At 67.8% G+C, this 14,366-nt stretch carries 17 protein-coding genes; 10 read left to right on the forward strand and 7 right to left on the reverse strand.

Annotation, left to right across the window (positions count from 1 at the left end; translation table 11 throughout):
- The 3 genes from QPR87_RS16075 to QPR87_RS16085 are packed head-to-tail and all read right to left on the reverse strand — an operon-like array spanning position 1 to position 1,789.
- A complete protein-coding gene (locus QPR87_RS16075; protein WP_285050343.1) occupies positions 1 to 636 on the reverse strand; it encodes a YceI family protein in 636 nt (211 codons plus the stop codon).
- Positions 633 to 1,421 (reverse strand): VOC family protein, encoded by a 789-nt coding sequence (locus tag QPR87_RS16080; RefSeq protein WP_285050345.1) that lies wholly within the window; start codon positions 1,419 to 1,421, stop codon positions 633 to 635. Before QPR87_RS16080 ends, QPR87_RS16075 begins: the two co-directional genes overlap by 4 nt.
- A gap of 11 nt (positions 1,422 to 1,432) precedes the next feature.
- Positions 1,433 to 1,789 (reverse strand): DUF1428 domain-containing protein, encoded by a 357-nt coding sequence (locus tag QPR87_RS16085; RefSeq protein ID WP_011748611.1) that lies wholly within the window; start codon positions 1,787 to 1,789, stop codon positions 1,433 to 1,435.
- Positions 1,790 to 1,877: 88 nt separating this feature from the next.
- Here QPR87_RS16085 and QPR87_RS16090 point away from each other — a divergent pair, with 88 nt between their 5' ends.
- Positions 1,878 to 2,591 carry a winged helix-turn-helix transcriptional regulator gene (locus QPR87_RS16090; protein WP_011748610.1) on the forward strand — a complete coding sequence of 238 codons (714 nt, stop codon included), beginning with the start codon at positions 1,878 to 1,880 and terminating at the stop codon, positions 2,589 to 2,591.
- On the opposite strand, the gene QPR87_RS16095 is transcribed toward QPR87_RS16090, so the two are convergent.
- Complete coding sequence (locus QPR87_RS16095) at positions 2,525 to 3,007, reverse strand: peroxiredoxin (protein WP_041530254.1); 483 nt, start codon at positions 3,005 to 3,007, stop codon at positions 2,525 to 2,527. The two genes, QPR87_RS16090 and QPR87_RS16095, sit on opposite strands and share 67 nt — an antisense overlap.
- 79 nt (positions 3,008 to 3,086) lie before the next feature.
- Between QPR87_RS16095 and QPR87_RS16100 the strand changes: the two genes are divergently transcribed.
- Complete coding sequence (locus tag QPR87_RS16100) at positions 3,087 to 4,283, forward strand: NAD(P)/FAD-dependent oxidoreductase (protein WP_230999376.1); 1,197 nt, start codon at positions 3,087 to 3,089, stop codon at positions 4,281 to 4,283.
- Positions 4,280 to 4,876, forward strand: coding sequence for a 16S rRNA (guanine(966)-N(2))-methyltransferase RsmD (gene rsmD / locus QPR87_RS16105; RefSeq protein ID WP_285050346.1), 597 nt, complete (start codon positions 4,280 to 4,282; stop codon positions 4,874 to 4,876). The genes QPR87_RS16100 and rsmD overlap by 4 nt, the downstream gene beginning before the upstream one ends.
- On the opposite strand, the gene QPR87_RS16110 is transcribed toward rsmD, so the two are convergent.
- The gene (locus QPR87_RS16110) at positions 4,843 to 5,274 is read right to left on the reverse strand and encodes an Lrp/AsnC family transcriptional regulator (RefSeq protein WP_011748606.1); all 432 of its coding nucleotides are present in this window, start codon (positions 5,272 to 5,274) and stop codon (positions 4,843 to 4,845) included. The two genes, rsmD and QPR87_RS16110, sit on opposite strands and share 34 nt — an antisense overlap.
- A 138-nt stretch (positions 5,275 to 5,412) precedes the next feature.
- Between QPR87_RS16110 and QPR87_RS16115 the strand changes: the two genes are divergently transcribed.
- Positions 5,413 to 6,570 carry a type III PLP-dependent enzyme gene (locus QPR87_RS16115; RefSeq protein WP_041530253.1) on the forward strand — a complete coding sequence of 386 codons (1,158 nt, stop codon included), beginning with the start codon at positions 5,413 to 5,415 and terminating at the stop codon, positions 6,568 to 6,570.
- Between the two features lie 80 nt (positions 6,571 to 6,650).
- The gene (locus tag QPR87_RS16120) at positions 6,651 to 7,763 is read left to right on the forward strand and encodes a T6SS phospholipase effector Tle1-like catalytic domain-containing protein (protein WP_285050349.1); all 1,113 of its coding nucleotides are present in this window, start codon (positions 6,651 to 6,653) and stop codon (positions 7,761 to 7,763) included.
- Positions 7,764 to 7,790: 27 nt separating this feature from the next.
- Here the strand turns inward: QPR87_RS16120 and metF are convergent, their stop codons facing one another.
- Complete coding sequence (gene metF, locus QPR87_RS16125; RefSeq protein ID WP_285050351.1) at positions 7,791 to 8,654, reverse strand: methylenetetrahydrofolate reductase [NAD(P)H]; 864 nt, start codon at positions 8,652 to 8,654, stop codon at positions 7,791 to 7,793.
- Between the two features lie 90 nt (positions 8,655 to 8,744).
- Here metF and QPR87_RS16130 point away from each other — a divergent pair, with 90 nt between their 5' ends.
- The 5 genes from QPR87_RS16130 to QPR87_RS16150 all read left to right on the forward strand — a co-directional run bounded on the left by QPR87_RS16130 (position 8,745) and on the right by QPR87_RS16150 (position 13,917).
- Positions 8,745 to 9,662, forward strand: a complete 918-nt coding sequence (locus QPR87_RS16130) for a LysR family transcriptional regulator (RefSeq protein ID WP_285050353.1) — start codon at positions 8,745 to 8,747, stop codon at positions 9,660 to 9,662.
- Between the two features lie 443 nt (positions 9,663 to 10,105).
- The gene (locus QPR87_RS16135) at positions 10,106 to 11,200 is read left to right on the forward strand and encodes an MlaE family ABC transporter permease (protein WP_011748601.1); all 1,095 of its coding nucleotides are present in this window, start codon (positions 10,106 to 10,108) and stop codon (positions 11,198 to 11,200) included.
- Positions 11,197 to 11,973, forward strand: coding sequence for an ABC transporter ATP-binding protein (locus QPR87_RS16140; RefSeq protein WP_285050356.1), 777 nt, complete (start codon positions 11,197 to 11,199; stop codon positions 11,971 to 11,973). The genes QPR87_RS16135 and QPR87_RS16140 overlap by 4 nt, the downstream gene beginning before the upstream one ends.
- Before the next feature lie 4 nt (positions 11,974 to 11,977).
- Positions 11,978 to 13,279 carry an MlaD family protein gene (locus QPR87_RS16145; protein ID WP_230999371.1) on the forward strand — a complete coding sequence of 434 codons (1,302 nt, stop codon included), beginning with the start codon at positions 11,978 to 11,980 and terminating at the stop codon, positions 13,277 to 13,279.
- An 8-nt stretch (positions 13,280 to 13,287) separates the two neighbouring features.
- The gene (locus QPR87_RS16150; RefSeq protein WP_285050359.1) at positions 13,288 to 13,917 is read left to right on the forward strand and encodes an ABC-type transport auxiliary lipoprotein family protein; all 630 of its coding nucleotides are present in this window, start codon (positions 13,288 to 13,290) and stop codon (positions 13,915 to 13,917) included.
- Between the two features lie 6 nt (positions 13,918 to 13,923).
- On the opposite strand, the gene QPR87_RS16155 is transcribed toward QPR87_RS16150, so the two are convergent.
- Positions 13,924 to 14,355, reverse strand: a complete 432-nt coding sequence (locus QPR87_RS16155; protein WP_011748597.1) for a DUF6841 family protein — start codon at positions 14,353 to 14,355, stop codon at positions 13,924 to 13,926.
- Positions 14,356 to 14,366 lie beyond the last annotated feature (11 nt).

The following is a 14,366-nucleotide window of genomic DNA, read 5'->3' on the forward strand; positions in this document are numbered from 1 at the left end:
TTACTCCTGCCGAGCGAACTCGGCGTCGATTTCGATGGTGATCGGATCGGTGAAGAACGCGTTCATGCCATGGGCCTGCGGGTCGATCTCGGTCTCGGCATGGATGCCGATCAGGTCGCGGATGACCGGATTGCCGGCCTCGTCGCCGGTATAGCCCTTGCCCGCGCCGATCAGGGTCACGTCGAACGTGGCGGGCTGGGTCTTGCCCAGCAGGGTGATCTGGCCCGACACCGTGCCCTGGGTCGGGCTTTCCGCGGTGAAGCTGTCGGCGATGAAGCGCGCGGTGGGGTTCGTCGCGCTGTCCAGATAGTCCGGGCCGGTCAGGATCTCGGCAAAGCCCTCGACCGGGGTCATGATCGAGGCGATCTCGACCTCGGCTTCCAGCCTGGTTCGCGCCGGGTCGTCGGGGTTCCAGTCGAGTTGGCCCGAGACGGTGCCGAAGCGGAACACGCTGACCGAAAAGCCCATATGCGGCACGCGGGCCTGCACCGCCGAATGCGCCGGATCCAGGCGATAGGCCCCGGCGCCGGCGGCATGATAGTCCTGCTGGCCGCGCGGGATGCTGTCCGGCGTCACCTCCTGGGCCGCAGCGGGTGCGGCCCAGAGAGCAAGCGCGATCAGGGATGCGCGGATCATGGCGTTTCGTCCTTGGGCCCGACGATGGCGAAATGCGCGCCTTGCGGGTCGCGCGCCACCGCGATGAAGGCCGGCCCCGGCACCTCGATCGGGCCGTGCAGAACCTCGCCGCCGCCGTCGCGAATGCGGGCGATGGCGGCATCGATGCCGTTCACGCCGAAATAGGGCAGCCAGCAAGGCACGGGCGCGTCGCCCAGGCCCATCATGCCGCCGATCTCGGTGCCCTGCCAGGCGAACAGCTGGTAGGTGCCCATCTCGCCCATGTCCATGGCGGTGGACTTCGTCCAGCCGAACAGCTCGGCATAGAAATCGAAGCCCGCGCCGGGATCGGTGGACATCAGCTCGATCCAGTTGCCGTGGCTTTCCTTGCCCTGGTTCCAGGCCCCGGATTCGACCGGGGGCTGCGGGTCCATCGGCGCCGGTTGCAGGATGCCGAAGGTGGTGGCCTGCGGGTCGGTGACCACGGCGAAACGCCCGGTGCCGGGAATGTCGGCCGGCTCGCGGAACACCGAGCCGCCCAGCGTCTTGATCTTGGCTGCCGTGGCATCGGCATTGTCCACGTCGAAATAGATCATCCAGAAGGGCGGAACGCCGGCGCAATCGTCCGGCATCTCCATCAACCCGGCGATCATGTCGCCGCCATGGCTGGCCAGGTGATAGGTAAATCCCTCCATCCCGGAATCGGCGGTCGTCCAGCCAAGGACCTTGCCATAAAAGGCCTCGGCCGCGTCGAGCCCGCCCTTGGCGGTGGACAGCTCGAACCAGCAGGGTTTGCCGTGATACATGACGGCCCCCTTCAGGCTTTCTCGTCCACGATGGGTTCGAAGCCGCCCCACATCATCCGCATGCCGTCGAAGGGCATCTCTGGCGGTCCCTGCATCTCGGGGTCGGACATCATCTTTTCGAAGCCCGCATCCGCGGTCGCCTTGTCGGGCCATTCGATCCACGAGAACACGACGGTCTCGTCGTCCTTGGCCTGGGTGGACATGTAGAAGTCGTTGACCTTGCCGCGGGGCACGTCCACGCCCCAGGCCTCGACCATGCGCAGCGCGCCATAGCGCTTGAACATGGACCAGGCCCCCTGGGCCATGTCGATGTATTTCTGCTTGTTCGCCGTCGGAACCGGCAGCAGGAAACCGGAGTAGTAGGTCATCTCTCTTCCTCCTCATCGGGCGCTGCATGCGCCAATGAGTCGCAGGTTGGCAGTTGCAGTATTAAAAAGCAACTGCTAATATCGAAACATGACTGACACCGGCAAGATCTCGCGACTGCGCTATGAGGAAGGGTGCCTTGGCGCCCATGCGCTGAATTTCATCGGCGACCGTTGGGCGCTGCTCGTGGTGCGCGAATTGATGTTCGCGCCCAAGCGGTTCCAGATGATCCGCGCCGGGCTGCCCGGGGTCACGGCCAGCGTGCTGACCCAGCGCCTGACCCAGTTGGTGCAGGCGGGGGTGGTGGCGCATGACGATGTGCTGGGGGTCTATGCGCTGACCGATGCCGGCCGGGCGCTGCATCCGGTGCTGCGCGAGCTTTGCCGCTGGGCGCTGGTCATGCCCGGGCACGATCCGCGGAAATTCATCAGCATTTCCGCGCTGATGATCTCGATCTCGGCCACGGTGGACAGCGCGGCCGCCGCCGGATCACCGCTGCGTGCCGGCTTCGTCTCGGGCAAGGAGGGGTTCGAGGTCACGCTGTCTGCGCAAGGCATGCCGCAAGTCCGGGCGGCGCGGGCGCCGCAGGCGGATTTCGTGCTGGAGGGCTTGGGCAATGCGCTGGCGGCTGCGGTCTATGGCCCGGGGCCGGTAACCCTGGCCTCGGCCGGGTTGATCGGGCTGCGCGGCGACCGCAATGCCGCGCAGCAGTTCACGGCGTTCTTCCGCCTGGAGCCTCAGACCAGTTCCAGCAGCGATTCGCCCGAGGAAACCGAGCAGGCGCTGGGCGCTTCCTCGACCTGAAGCTCTTCGATGGTGCCGTCGCTGACCAGCATGGCATAGCGCTTCGAGCGGCCGTTGACCCAGCCCGCGCCCTGGATGTTCATCCCCAGCGCCTTGGTGAAGCTGCCGTCGGCATCGGCCAGCACCTCGATGCCGGCATCGGTCGCGCCGGTATCCGCCGCCCATTTCCCGGCGACGAAGGGGTCGTTCACCGTGATGCAGACCAGGCGCGAGACGCCCTTGTCGCGGAAGTTGGCCGCATTCTTCACGAAGCTGGGCATATGGGCGTTGGTGCAGGTCGGCGTATAGGCGCCGGGCACGGCGAAGATCGCCACGAGGCCCTGGGCCAGGTCGGCGGCCGCCACTTCCTCGGGGCCGTTGGCGCCCAGTTTCAGCAGCGTGCCTTCGGGCAGCTTGTCGCCTTTTGCGATGGACATGCGCGGTTCCTCCGTCAATTGCATCGTTCCGGGCGCGACTATAGGCTCTGCGCCGCGGGCAAACCAGCGAGGGCGAAGAATGAACATCGTGATCCTTGGCGCGGGGCAGGCGGCGGCCTCTCTGGCGGCGAAACTGCGCGCGCTGGGGCATGATGGCGGCATCGCCATCATCGGCGACGAGCCCGCGCCGCCCTATCAGCGCCCGCCCTTGTCCAAGGCTTACCTGCTGGGCGAGATGGGGCTGGACCGGCTGACGCTGCGCGCCCCGGAATGGTGGGACGAACAGGGCATCGCCCTGCATCTGGGGGAACGCGCGACGCGCATCGACCGCGACCGCCGCGTGGTGGCGACGGATCGCGGCGAATATCCCTATGACCAGCTTGTCCTGACGCTGGGCGCCGCGCCCCGCCGCCTGCCCGCCACGATGGGCGGCGACCTGACGGGGGTGCATGTGGTGCGCAACCTTGCCGACATCGCGGGGGTGCAGCCGGCGCTGGTCGCCGGGCACCGTCTGGTGGTGATCGGCGGCGGCTATATCGGGCTGGAGGCCGCGGCGGTGGCCCGCAAGCTGGGGCTGGAGGTCACGCTGGTCGAGGCGGCGCCGCGCATCCTGGGCCGCGTCGCCGCGCCCGAGACCGCGGACATGATCCGCGCCCTGCACCGTGCCCATGGCGTCGGGATCGTCGAGGGCACCGGCATCGCCCGCATCACCGGGGAAACCGCTGCCGATGGCGTGGAACTGGCCGACGGCCGCCGCCTGTCGGCCGATCTGGTGATCTGCGGCATCGGCATCGCGCCCGAGACCGCGCTGGCCGAGGCGGCGGGGCTGGCCATCGACAACGGCATTGCCGTGGATGCGCTTGGCCGCACATCGGACCCGGCGATCTGGGCGGCGGGCGATTGCGCCAGCTTTCCAGTGGCGGGTGGGCGGCTGCGGCTGGAAAGCGTCGGCAATGCCATCGACATGGCCGAGGCGGTGGCGGCGAACATGCTGGGCGCCGATGCCGCCTATGTGCCGAAGCCGTGGTTCTGGTCGGACCAGTTCGACGCCAAGTTGCAGATCGCCGGGCTGAACCTGGGTTACGACCGGGTGGTGACCCGGCCCGCGGCGAATGGCGGCTCGGTCTGGTATTACCGCGACGGCCGGCTGATCGCGGTGGACGCGCTGAACGACGCCCGCGCCTATATGATCGGCAAGCGGCTGATCGAGGCCGGCCGCTCGCCCAGCCCCGAAGCCGTGGCCGAGGCGGTCGAGCTGAAGGCGCTGATGGCATGAGAATCGTCGGCGGCACCCTGCGCGGGCTGAAACTGGCCGAGGTCGGTGCGGGCGATCCGGCGGCGCATCTGCGCCCGACCACCGACCGGGTGCGCGAATCGATCTTCAACCTGCTCATCAACGGCACGCATGGCAATCCGGTCCCCGGCGCGCGGGTCCTGGACCTGTTCGCCGGCACCGGCGCGCTGGGGCTCGAGGCGCTGTCGCGCGGGGCTGCCCGCGTGGCCTTCGTCGATAACGGCGTGGCGGCGCGGGGGCTGTTGCGCACCAATATCGAAAAGGCCCGCGCCATGGGCGTGACCGACGTCTGGCGCCGCGACGCGACACGGCTGGGCGAGAATCGCGGCGCGCCTTACGGGCTGGTGTTCCTGGACCCGCCCTATGGCAAGGGATTGGGCGAGCGTGCGCTGGAATCGGCCCTGGCCGGCGGCTGGATCGCCCCGGGCGGCATGGTGGTCTGGGAGGAATCGGCCGCGCCCGGCCCGGTCGCCGGGCTGGAGCAGATCGACCAGCGCAAATATGGCGACACAGTTGTCACATTGTTGCGCGCCGGACACGATCAGGTGGCGCGATCCAGCTTGGTGGAGAGGTGAATCAGGCTCTCGCTTGAGCGCACGCCGGTCAATCCGCCGATCTGATCCAGCACATCGTCAAGCTGGCTGGTCGATATGGCCGCCAGTTGCAGCAAAAGGTCGACGCGCCCGCTGGTGGTATGGATGCGCTCGACCTCGGGCAGGCTGCGCAGCCGGGCCAGGATCGCCGCCTGTGCCCGCGGCTCGATGGTCAGAAGGCAGGTGGCGCGGATGCGATGCTCGCGCGCGGAATCGCCCAGCCGCAGCGTGTAACCGGCAATGGCGCCCGAGGTTTCCAGCCGCTCCAGCCGCGCCTGCACGGTCGAGCGCGCCACCTTGAGCCGCCGCGCCAGAACCGCTACGGACATGCGCGCATCCTGCGCCAGATGGGCCAGAATCCCGCGATCAAGTTCGTCCACCCGCCACCTGTCGATTTGCCGAATTTTTCGTCATATTAACGAAGCCGCGGCCCATTTCCACCCTTTTCATTGCAGCAATCGGAACCCATAGGGCGCAGACTTGTTTCCACTCCGCACGCGCACAGGAAGGACATGCCGATGGGACTGACCGAGGGCCGCGGCCCCAAGACCGTCTGGAGCAATCCCGCCGAGATCATTCGCAGGCTGACGCCGGAAAATCCGGTGATGGTCTTTGCCCCCTCGGTCCTGCGCGCCGCCGCGCAGCGTTTCCTGCAAGGCTTTCCGGGCCTGGTCACCTATGCGGTCAAGTCCAACCCGGACGAGGCGGTGATCCGCACCCTCTCGGCCGCCGGGGTCAAGGGCTTCGACGTGGCCTCGCCCTATGAGATCGACCTGATCGGCCGGCTGGCGCCGGACGCGGCACGTCATTACCACAACCCCGTGCGTTCGCAGGCCGAGATCGCCCATGCCGTCGAGGCCGGGATCAAGTCCTGGTCGGTGGACAGCCGTTCGGAGCTGGATAAGCTTTTCGTCCGCGTGCCTGCCGAGAATTGCGAGATCTCGCCGCGCTTCAAGCTGCCGGTGCTGGGCGCGGCCTATGATTTCGGCTCGAAATTCGGCGCCTCGCCGGAACTGGCGGCGGAACTGCTGCGCGCGGTGGCGGATCGCGGCTATATCCCCTCGCTGACCTTCCACCCGGGCACGCAATGCACCGATCCGCATGCCTGGGAAAGCTACATCACAACCGCGGCCGAGATCTGCGCCATGGCCGGCGTCAAGGCGCGGCGGCTGAACGTCGGCGGCGGCTTCCCCTCGCATCGCGTGACCGGGGTCGAGCCCGACCTGACCGCGATCTTCCAGTTGATCCGCCGTGTGACCGACGAAGCCTTCGGCACCGACGCGCCGCAACTGGTCTGTGAGCCCGGCCGCGGGCTTTGCGCCGATGCCTTCGCGCTGATCACCCGCGTCAAGGCGGTGCGCGACGGCCAGAACGTGTTCCTGAACGACGGCGTCTATGGCGGGCTGTTCGAACTGCCCATCGTCGGCAACCTCGACCGGCTGCAAGTGCTGACGCCCGAGGGCACCCCGCGCGAGGACGAGCCGATGCCGCGCATCATCTTCGGCCCGACCTGCGATTCGGTGGACCGACTGCCGGGCGAACTGACCCTGCCGGCCAATATCCAGGAGGGCGACTATGTCATCTTCCACGGTGCCGGCGCCTATTCGACCGTCACCAACACCCGATTCAACGGTTTCGGGCTGATGGCACACCTGACCGTGAACGCGCTTGAATAGGCATTAATCGACGCTTTGTTTTTCCGTGCTAGCGTCGGCGTATGGAATCAACGCGTCCGCCGATATGCCAGATCGTCCTGATGGATGGCACCTTCGCCTCGCTGACCGAGGGGCGAAGGTCGTCCATCGCCCGAATCCATGCCTTGCTCTCGGGCGAATGCGGCGCGCTGCCCGCGCCTGTGCGGGTGCATTACGCCCCCGGCCAGCAATGGGATGCCTGGCGCACGCTGCCGGAACTGGCCATGGGCTCGGCGTTGGAGCGGCATATCTGCGATGCCTATGCCTGGCTTGCGCACGAATGGCGGCCGGGCAATCCGCTGTTCTTCTTTGGCTATTCCCGTGGCGCCTTTGCGGTGCGCTCGCTTGCGGGGATGATCGGGCGGGTCGGGCTGCTGACCCATGCCCATGCCACGCGCCGCAACGTGCAGCAGGCCTGGCAGCTTTACCGACAGGGCCGCGACCGGCTGGTCGGCAGGCTGGACCCCACGCTTTGCCATCCGGTGGTGCCGATTCGCATGATCGGCGTCTTCGACACGGTGATGGCGCTGGGGATCAGGTTGCCGCTGCTCTGGATGCTGACCGAGCCGCGCTTTCGCTTCCACGACGCGCATCTGGGTGCCGAGGTCGAGCATGGTGTGCAGGCGCTGGCCCTGGACGAGACTCGCGCCGCCTTTCAGCCGCTGATCTGGGACAGCGCCTCGACGCCGGGCCGGATCGAGCAGATGTGGTTTCGCGGTTGCCACCCGGACGTGGGCGGCCAGCTTCTGGGGCTGGAATATGCCCGGCCGCTGGCCAATATCCCGCTGGTCTGGATGATGTCGCGGGCCGAAGGGTTCGGCCTGCCGCTGCCCGACGATTGGCGCAGGCATTTCGCCTGCGACGCCACCGCGCCTTCGGTCGGGTCGTGGCGCAACTGGGGCAAGGCATTCCTGGCGCGCGCGCCGCGCCTTGCCGGGGCGGACCCGTCCGAGGTGCTGCATCCTTCCGTGCCGCGGCCCTATACCGGCCCGGCGCTGCTGGCCGGGGCGCTGGCCGATGCCGCCCCGCCGCGCCCGCATCGCCGGCTGGTCCGGGCGAGGCCGAAGGTGCCGGCTGCGGCGGGGTCCGCAATGGCCGCGCAGGCCGCAGCGGTCGCGCAGACCCGCACGCAGCCCGAGACGGCGGCACAACCCGGCGAGGGGCCGGATGGCTGACGCCTTGGCCCTTCCCGCCGTCCCGGTTCAGGCCACCCGCGAGAATTCGCCCTTGGGCTGGATTCCCAGCGCGGCGCAGACCTTCAGCACCAATTCGGGCTTGTTCAGCGTATAGAAATGCAGCTTATCCACGCCGCCCTCGACCAGCCGCTCGCACAGCTTGACGCAGACATCCAGCGCCAGTTGCGCCTCGCCTTCCTTGCCGGCGGCGGCAAAGGCGTCCTCGGCCCATTGCGGGACCGAGGTGCCGCAGCGTTCGGCAAAGCGGCGGGTGCCGGCCCAGCTTTGGATCGGCAGGATGCCGGGGATGATCGGCGTCTCGATCCCCGCCGCGAGGCAGGAGTCGCGAAAGCGAAAATAGGTCTCGGCGTCAAAGAAGAACTGCGTCATCGCCGAAGTCGCGCCGGCATCGACCTTGCGCTTCAGCCAGGCCACGTCGGCGGCGGTGTCGGGGCTTTCGGGGTGCGGTTCGGGATAGGCGCCGCAGCGGACGGTCATGTCGCCGCGCGCCGCGATCGCCTCGATCAACTCGACCGAATTGGCGAAACCGTCGGGATGCGGGGTAAAGCGGTCCTGCCCTTGCGGGGCATCGCCGCGCAGCGCCACGATCTCATGCACGCCGGCGGCCGCGTAATCCTGGACGATCTGCAGCGTTTCCTCGCGCGTGGCATCGACGCAGGTCAGGTGGGCGGCGACGTTCAGCCCGTAATGGCTGGCCAGCGCCGTCACCGCCTCATGCGTCAGCTGCCGGGTGGTGCCGCCCGCGCCATAGGTGACCGAGACGAAATCCGGGCCCAGGGGCGCCAGCGCGCGCGCCGTCTCCCACAGCCGGAACGACTGGTCGAGGTTCCGGGGCGGAAAGAATTCGAAGCTGATCGCGGGTGTCGTCATGGTGCCATCCTTTTGTCGCAGGCCTTGTGACATGCGCGGCGACGTGAGACAAATTCATAATCCTCAAGATTATCATGAGTTCCGATCAAGATGCACCTTGAACTTCGCCACCTGCGCAGCCTGCGCGCCATCCATGAGCAGGGGGGGTTGGCCCGCGCGGCCGAGGTGCTGAACCTGACGCAATCGGCGCTGTCGCACCAGATCAAGGCCCTGGAAGAGCAGGCGGGGATCGAGCTTTTCCTGCGCAAGACCAAGCCCTTGCGGTTGTCGGCGGCGGGGATGCGGCTGTTGCGCACGGCCGAGCAGGTCTTGCCGCTGATCGAGGCGGCCGAGGCCGATTTCCGTGCCGTTGAGCTGGGCCGGGCCGGGCGGCTGCATGTGGCGATGGAGTGCCATCATTGCTTCGACTGGCTGCTGCCGGTGCTGGACCAGTTCCGCCGCGCCTGGCCCGAGGTCGATCTGGACATCCGCTCCAGCCTGGCGCTGAAGGCGCTGCCGGCCTTGCAGCGGGGGCAGGTGGACATGGTGATCTCCTCCGACCCCGAGGAACTGGCCGGCATCACCTTCCAGCCGCTGTTCGACTATGCCCCGACCATGGTGGTCGCCGCCGGCCATCGGCTGGCCGCCAAGGGCTATGCCGAGCCGGCCGACCTGGCGGGCGAGACGCTGATCACCTATCCGATGGACCGCGCGCGGCTGGACGTTTTCTCGCAATTCCTCGATCCGGCCGGGGTCGAGCCCGCGCATCTGCGGCAGGTCGAACAGACGGCCATCGCGCTGATGCTGATCGCATCCGGGCGCGGGGTGGCGGTGATGCCCGACTGGGTGCTGCGCGCCCAGGCCGGCAATCCCGAACTGGCGCTGCTGCCGCTGGGCCGTCAGGGCATGTTGCGCCGGCTTTACGCCGCGCTGCGGACCGAGGATCTGCAACAGCCCTATATGGCGCATGTGCTGCGCCTGGCCAGGACCGAGCCGGTCAGGATGATGCGTGCCCTGGCGCAGGGCTGACCTTTGTGCCGGAGGGCAGCGAGGACGGTCATCCTCGGGATCATGGTTAAAATAATACTCGTTCAGCCGGATCCCGAGGAGCTCTTCCCGGGCATGTGCCTTGGCCGCAAGGGCCGCGGGCCATGCCGCAAGCGGTATTCTTCATCCCGGCCGCGCATGCTGGACCAGCCGGTCCGCAGCATGTTCAAGCCGGCCTCTACGGGCGATTGTCGCGCCGTGCGGCATAACGGAACGCCCCAACTAAATCATGGCGCGTATTTTAGTCAATATGGACAATATCGAAAGCCCCGGCAAATGCGTGTATCGGCTTTTGCCGCGCGGCAGGCCCCGTGCCCGGCCAGGGGCGGATCGGCCACAGCGTCCGGCCGGGAGTGCCGGCCGGATTTGACAAACTCCGGCAATCGCTGGATGAATCCCATTCACCCCTTGCGATCAGGACCGTCATGGCCAGCCTTCCCACCGATCCCAAGCTTAGCGCCTCCGTCTCGGACGGCGTGCTGCGGCTGGCGGGCGAGTTCACCGTCTGGACGCTGGGCCAGTTGCCGCCCGAAGCGGGGACCGCAAGCCGGCTGGAGCTGTCGGGGCTGACCCGCCTCGACACCGCCGCCGCCTGGTATCTGACCGGGCGCGAACGCGAGGGGGCAAGCCTGGACGGGTTGACCGGGACGCAGGCGCAACTGCTCGACACCGTGCGGCAGGCGCTGCCGCAGCCCGAGGCCGAATCTGCGGGCCCTGCCGGCTGGCGGCTGATGCTGGAGCAGACCGGCCGCCGCATGGTCGCCGCGCTGGTGTTCCTGCGCGAGATCGCGGAATATCTGGGCCGCTTTCTGGCTGCGCTGGCGCGCGGCATCCGGCATCCCGGCGATTTCCGCTTTACCTCGCTGGTGTATCACTGCCAGGAAACCGGGCTGCGCGCCGTGCCCATCGTGGCGCTGATGTCGTTCCTGATCGGCATCGTGCTGGCCTTTCAGGGCGCGGTCCAGCTGCGCCAGTTCGGGGCCGAGGTCTTTGTCATCGACCTGATCGCCATTTCGATCCTGCGCGAACTGGGCATCCTTCTGACCGCGATCATCGTGGCGGGCCGCACCGCCTCGGCCCTGACCGCCTCGATCGGCTCGATGAAGATGAACGAGGAAATCGACGCCATGCGCACGCTGGGGCTGGACCCCGACATGGTGCTGATCCTGCCGCGCGTGCTGGCGCTGATCATCACCCTGCCGATCCTGGGCCTGATCGCCAATATCGCCGGGCTGGTCGGCGGCGCGCTGATGTCCTGGATCGAACTTGGCATCTCGCCTTCGATGTTCCGCTATCGGCTCCTGGCGGATACCAGCGTCGACCATGTCATCGTCGGCCTGTCCAAGGCGCCGGTCTTTGCGCTGATCATCGGCGTCATCGGCTGCCATGCCGGGATGAAGGTCGGCAAGGACGCGGAATCGCTGGGCGCCGAGACCTCGCGCGCCGTGGTCAACGCGATCTTTGCCGTGATCGTCGCGGATGCGCTGTTCTCGATCTTCTTCTCCGAGGTGGGGCTGTGAGCGGGAATATCATCGAGGTTCGGGGCTTGCGCACCCAGTTCGGCCGCCATGTGGTGCATGACGGGCTGGACCTCGACCTGCGGCGGGGCGAGATCCTGGGCGTGGTCGGCGGCTCGGGCACCGGGAAATCGGTGCTGTTGCGCACCATCGTCGGGCTGAACCGGCCGACCGCCGGCACGGTCCGGGTCTTCGACCAGGACGTGGGCGCGCTGACCGGCCCCGCGCGCGAGGCGCTGGAGCGGCGCTGGGGCGTGATGTTCCAGGGGGGCGCGCTGTTTTCCTCGCTGACCGTGCGCGAGAATGTCGAGGTGCCGCTGCGCGCCGTGCCGGGGCTTACGCCCGAGGCGCGGCAGGGGCTGGCGGAACTCAAGGTCTCGATGGCCGGGCTGCCGTGGAACGCGAACGACAAATATCCCTCGGGCCTGTCCGGCGGCATGAGAAAGCGCGCGGGGCTGGCGCGCGCGCTGGCGCTGGACCCCGAGATCCTGTTCCTGGACGAGCCGACGGCGGGGCTTGATCCCATCGGCGCCGATGCCTTCGACCGGCTGATCGTCGAGTTGCGCAATGCGCTGGACCTCTCGGTCTTTCTGGTGACGCATGACCTCGATACGCTGCATGCCTGTTGCGACCGCATCGCGGTCCTGGCGGAAAAGAAGGTGCTGGTCAGCGGCACCATGGCCGAAATGCTTCGGGTCGATCACCCTTGGGTGCATGAATATTTCCACGGTCCGCGCGCCCGCGCCGCCATGACCACCGGCCGCGCAAAGGAGTAAGCCCATGGAGACCAAGGCCAATTACGTCCTGATCGGAGCCTTTACCATCGCGGGCTTCCTGGGGATGCTGTTGTTCCTGATGTGGTTCGCCAAGCTGCAACTGGACCGGCAATTCGCCTATTACGACATCTATTTCCCAGAGGTGTCGGGCTTGGGCGTGTCCTCGGAGGTGCTTTTCGCCGGGCTTTCCGTCGGCAAGGTCGTGGACATGCAACTGTCGCCAAGCGTGAACGGCGCGGTCCGGGTTCGGGTCGAGGTGGCCGAGGATACGCCGGTGCGCACCGATTCCCGCGCCTCGATCGAGATCCAGGGCGTGACCGGCATCGCCAATGTCGCGATCACCTCGGGCCGGCCCGATTCGCCGCTGCTGCGCGACGTGGACCCGGATTCGATCCCGGTGATCGCCGCCAACCGCTCGGCCCTGCAAACGCTGTCGGAACAGGGCCCCGAGATGCTGTCGCGGCTGAACACCGTGGCCGAGCAACTGACCAAGCTGCTGGGCGACGAAAACCAGGACCGGGTGCGCAACATCCTGGACAATGTGGAACGCTCCAGCGCCAGCCTGGACAAGGCGCTGGCCGATGTGACCACGGCCACCGATTCCATCGCCTCGGCGGCATCCGACATCTCGGCCTTCGGCGAACGGTTGGACGGGCTCAGCGCGGCGGCCGAGACGACGCTGGGCAATGCCGACACCGCGCTGGCCAAGTTCAACGAAAGCGCGGCCAAGGTCGATACGGCGCTGGACTCCGGCACCGCCACGCTGGACGAGGTACGCGCCTATGTCTCGGGCGACCTGAAGACGCTGACCCAGCGGCTGGACCAGACCGCCGCCACGCTGCAATCCGATCTGAACCGGCTGACCGAGCGCGCGGACCAGAGCCTCGACAGCCTGGATGCGGCGCTGGAGGTCGGGAGCCGCACGCTGGCCTCGGCCGAGCGGGCCTTCGACGGCGCCGACCGGGTCATCAACAGCAATGTCGAGCCGGTGGTGGCCGATCTGCGCGTGACGCTGGGCAAGGCGAACGAGGCCATTGACCGCGTGGTCGCCGACCTGCCCGAGATCACCGACCGCTTTCGCAATGCCGCCGACAGCGCCGATGCCGCCTTTGCCAGCCTGCGCGGCATGCTGGACAGCGCCCGCGCCCCGGTGCAGGCTTTCACCCGCGAGGGGCTGCCGCAATTCACCCGCATGGCCAGCGATCTGCGCGGGCTGGTGGGCAATGTGAACGAGCTGGTCTCGGCGCTGAGGCGCAACCCGTCGCAAGTCTTCTCGGGGCCGCGCGTGCCCGAGTTCCGCCGTTGAGGGAGTCCATGATGCGCATCACCGCCGCCCTGCTTGTCCTGACCCTGACCCTGCCGGGCTGCGCCGCGCTGCGCGCGCTGGAGGGAGAGCCCGACCGCGATGTGTTCGAGCTGCGCCCGCCTTCGGACGTGCCGCGCAGCTGCGGCCGGGGCCGGTTGGCCGAACTGGTGATCGAGCCGCCCAAGGCGCGCGGCACGCTGGACACCGACCGCATCATGGTCCGCCCGAACGAATTGCAGACGCAATACCTGCCCGATGCGCGCTGGGGCGATACGGTGCCCGTCACCCTGCAGACCCTGCTGGTGCGCGGCTTTGGCGTCTATGATGCCTTTACCCATGTCGGCCGCGCGCCGCTGGGCACGGCCGGCGACTACGCGCTGATTTCCGAGGTCAACGACTTCAATGCCGAGGTCGCGGGGCAGGGCGCCACCATCAAGCTGACGGTCGATGCGCAGATGGTGCGCGAGATGGACGCCCGCGTCGTCTCGCGCGGGCATTTCACCGCCACCGCCCAGGCGCCGACGACGAAAACCGCCGACCTGATCCCGGCCTTCGATGCGGCGGGCCAGCAGCTTGTCGCGCAGATGACCGATTGGGGATTGCGGGCGGTGGGGGTCAATCCCGCGCGCTGCCGCTAGCCCTGGTCAGACGATGCCGTGCTGTTTCAGCAGCGCCTCTTCGTCGCCGGTCACCCAGCCAAAGACCCTGGGCGTGCCGTCGAGGATCTGGACGAGGTAATGCACCTCGAATTCGATGGCGATTTCGGGCGCGTCGCTCCGGTCATAGAGGGCCGTCCAGCCGACATGGGCCACGCAATGCAGCGCGTCCATCGGCGACAGCCGGATCTCGCGGATCGTCATCTTTTTCGTGCCGATGGCCCGGTAATGCGCATAACCCTGCGCCATGGCCTGCCGTAGCTGGTCGTCGTTGCGCCCCGCCTTCACCCCGGCCGGAGAGGCGGCGATGAATTCCGGGGCGTAGAGCGCGGCGACCTCTTCCATCTCCGCCTCGCCGGCCAGGGCCTGCGCGAACAGCCGCTCATAGCGGGCGAAGAATGTGCGAATGATGTCCTCCATGGCTTCCTCCT

The sequence above is a fragment of the Paracoccus sp. SSJ genome (assembly GCF_030234105.1).
GTDB lineage: Bacteria > Pseudomonadota > Alphaproteobacteria > Rhodobacterales > Rhodobacteraceae > Paracoccus > Paracoccus denitrificans.

What these genes read in the sequence shown, in the direction of transcription:
- QPR87_RS16075 (WP_285050343.1), bottom strand. Translation starts at nt 636, where the DNA reads ATGATCCGCGCATCCCTGATCGCGCTTGCTCTCTGGGCCGCACCCGCT.
- QPR87_RS16080 (WP_285050345.1), bottom strand. Translation starts at nt 1,421, where the DNA reads ATGTATCACGGCAAACCCTGCTGGTTCGAGCTGTCCACCGCCAAGGGC.
- QPR87_RS16085 (WP_011748611.1), bottom strand. Translation starts at nt 1,789, where the DNA reads ATGACCTACTACTCCGGTTTCCTGCTGCCGGTTCCGACGGCGAACAAG.
- QPR87_RS16090 (WP_011748610.1), top strand. Translation starts at nt 1,878, where the DNA reads ATGACTGACACCGGCAAGATCTCGCGACTGCGCTATGAGGAAGGGTGC.
- QPR87_RS16095 (WP_041530254.1), bottom strand. Translation starts at nt 3,007, where the DNA reads ATGTCCATCGCAAAAGGCGACAAGCTGCCCGAAGGCACGCTGCTGAAA.
- QPR87_RS16100 (WP_230999376.1), top strand. Translation starts at nt 3,087, where the DNA reads ATGAACATCGTGATCCTTGGCGCGGGGCAGGCGGCGGCCTCTCTGGCG.
- rsmD (WP_285050346.1), top strand. Translation starts at nt 4,280, where the DNA reads ATGAGAATCGTCGGCGGCACCCTGCGCGGGCTGAAACTGGCCGAGGTC.
- QPR87_RS16115 (WP_041530253.1), top strand. Translation starts at nt 5,413, where the DNA reads ATGGGACTGACCGAGGGCCGCGGCCCCAAGACCGTCTGGAGCAATCCC.
- QPR87_RS16120 (WP_285050349.1), top strand. Translation starts at nt 6,651, where the DNA reads ATGGATGGCACCTTCGCCTCGCTGACCGAGGGGCGAAGGTCGTCCATC.
- metF (WP_285050351.1), bottom strand. Translation starts at nt 8,654, where the DNA reads ATGACGACACCCGCGATCAGCTTCGAATTCTTTCCGCCCCGGAACCTC.
- QPR87_RS16130 (WP_285050353.1), top strand. Translation starts at nt 8,745, where the DNA reads ATGCACCTTGAACTTCGCCACCTGCGCAGCCTGCGCGCCATCCATGAG.
- QPR87_RS16135 (WP_011748601.1), top strand. Translation starts at nt 10,106, where the DNA reads ATGGCCAGCCTTCCCACCGATCCCAAGCTTAGCGCCTCCGTCTCGGAC.
- QPR87_RS16145 (WP_230999371.1), top strand. Translation starts at nt 11,978, where the DNA reads ATGGAGACCAAGGCCAATTACGTCCTGATCGGAGCCTTTACCATCGCG.
- QPR87_RS16150 (WP_285050359.1), top strand. Translation starts at nt 13,288, where the DNA reads ATGATGCGCATCACCGCCGCCCTGCTTGTCCTGACCCTGACCCTGCCG.
- QPR87_RS16155 (WP_011748597.1), bottom strand. Translation starts at nt 14,355, where the DNA reads ATGGAGGACATCATTCGCACATTCTTCGCCCGCTATGAGCGGCTGTTC.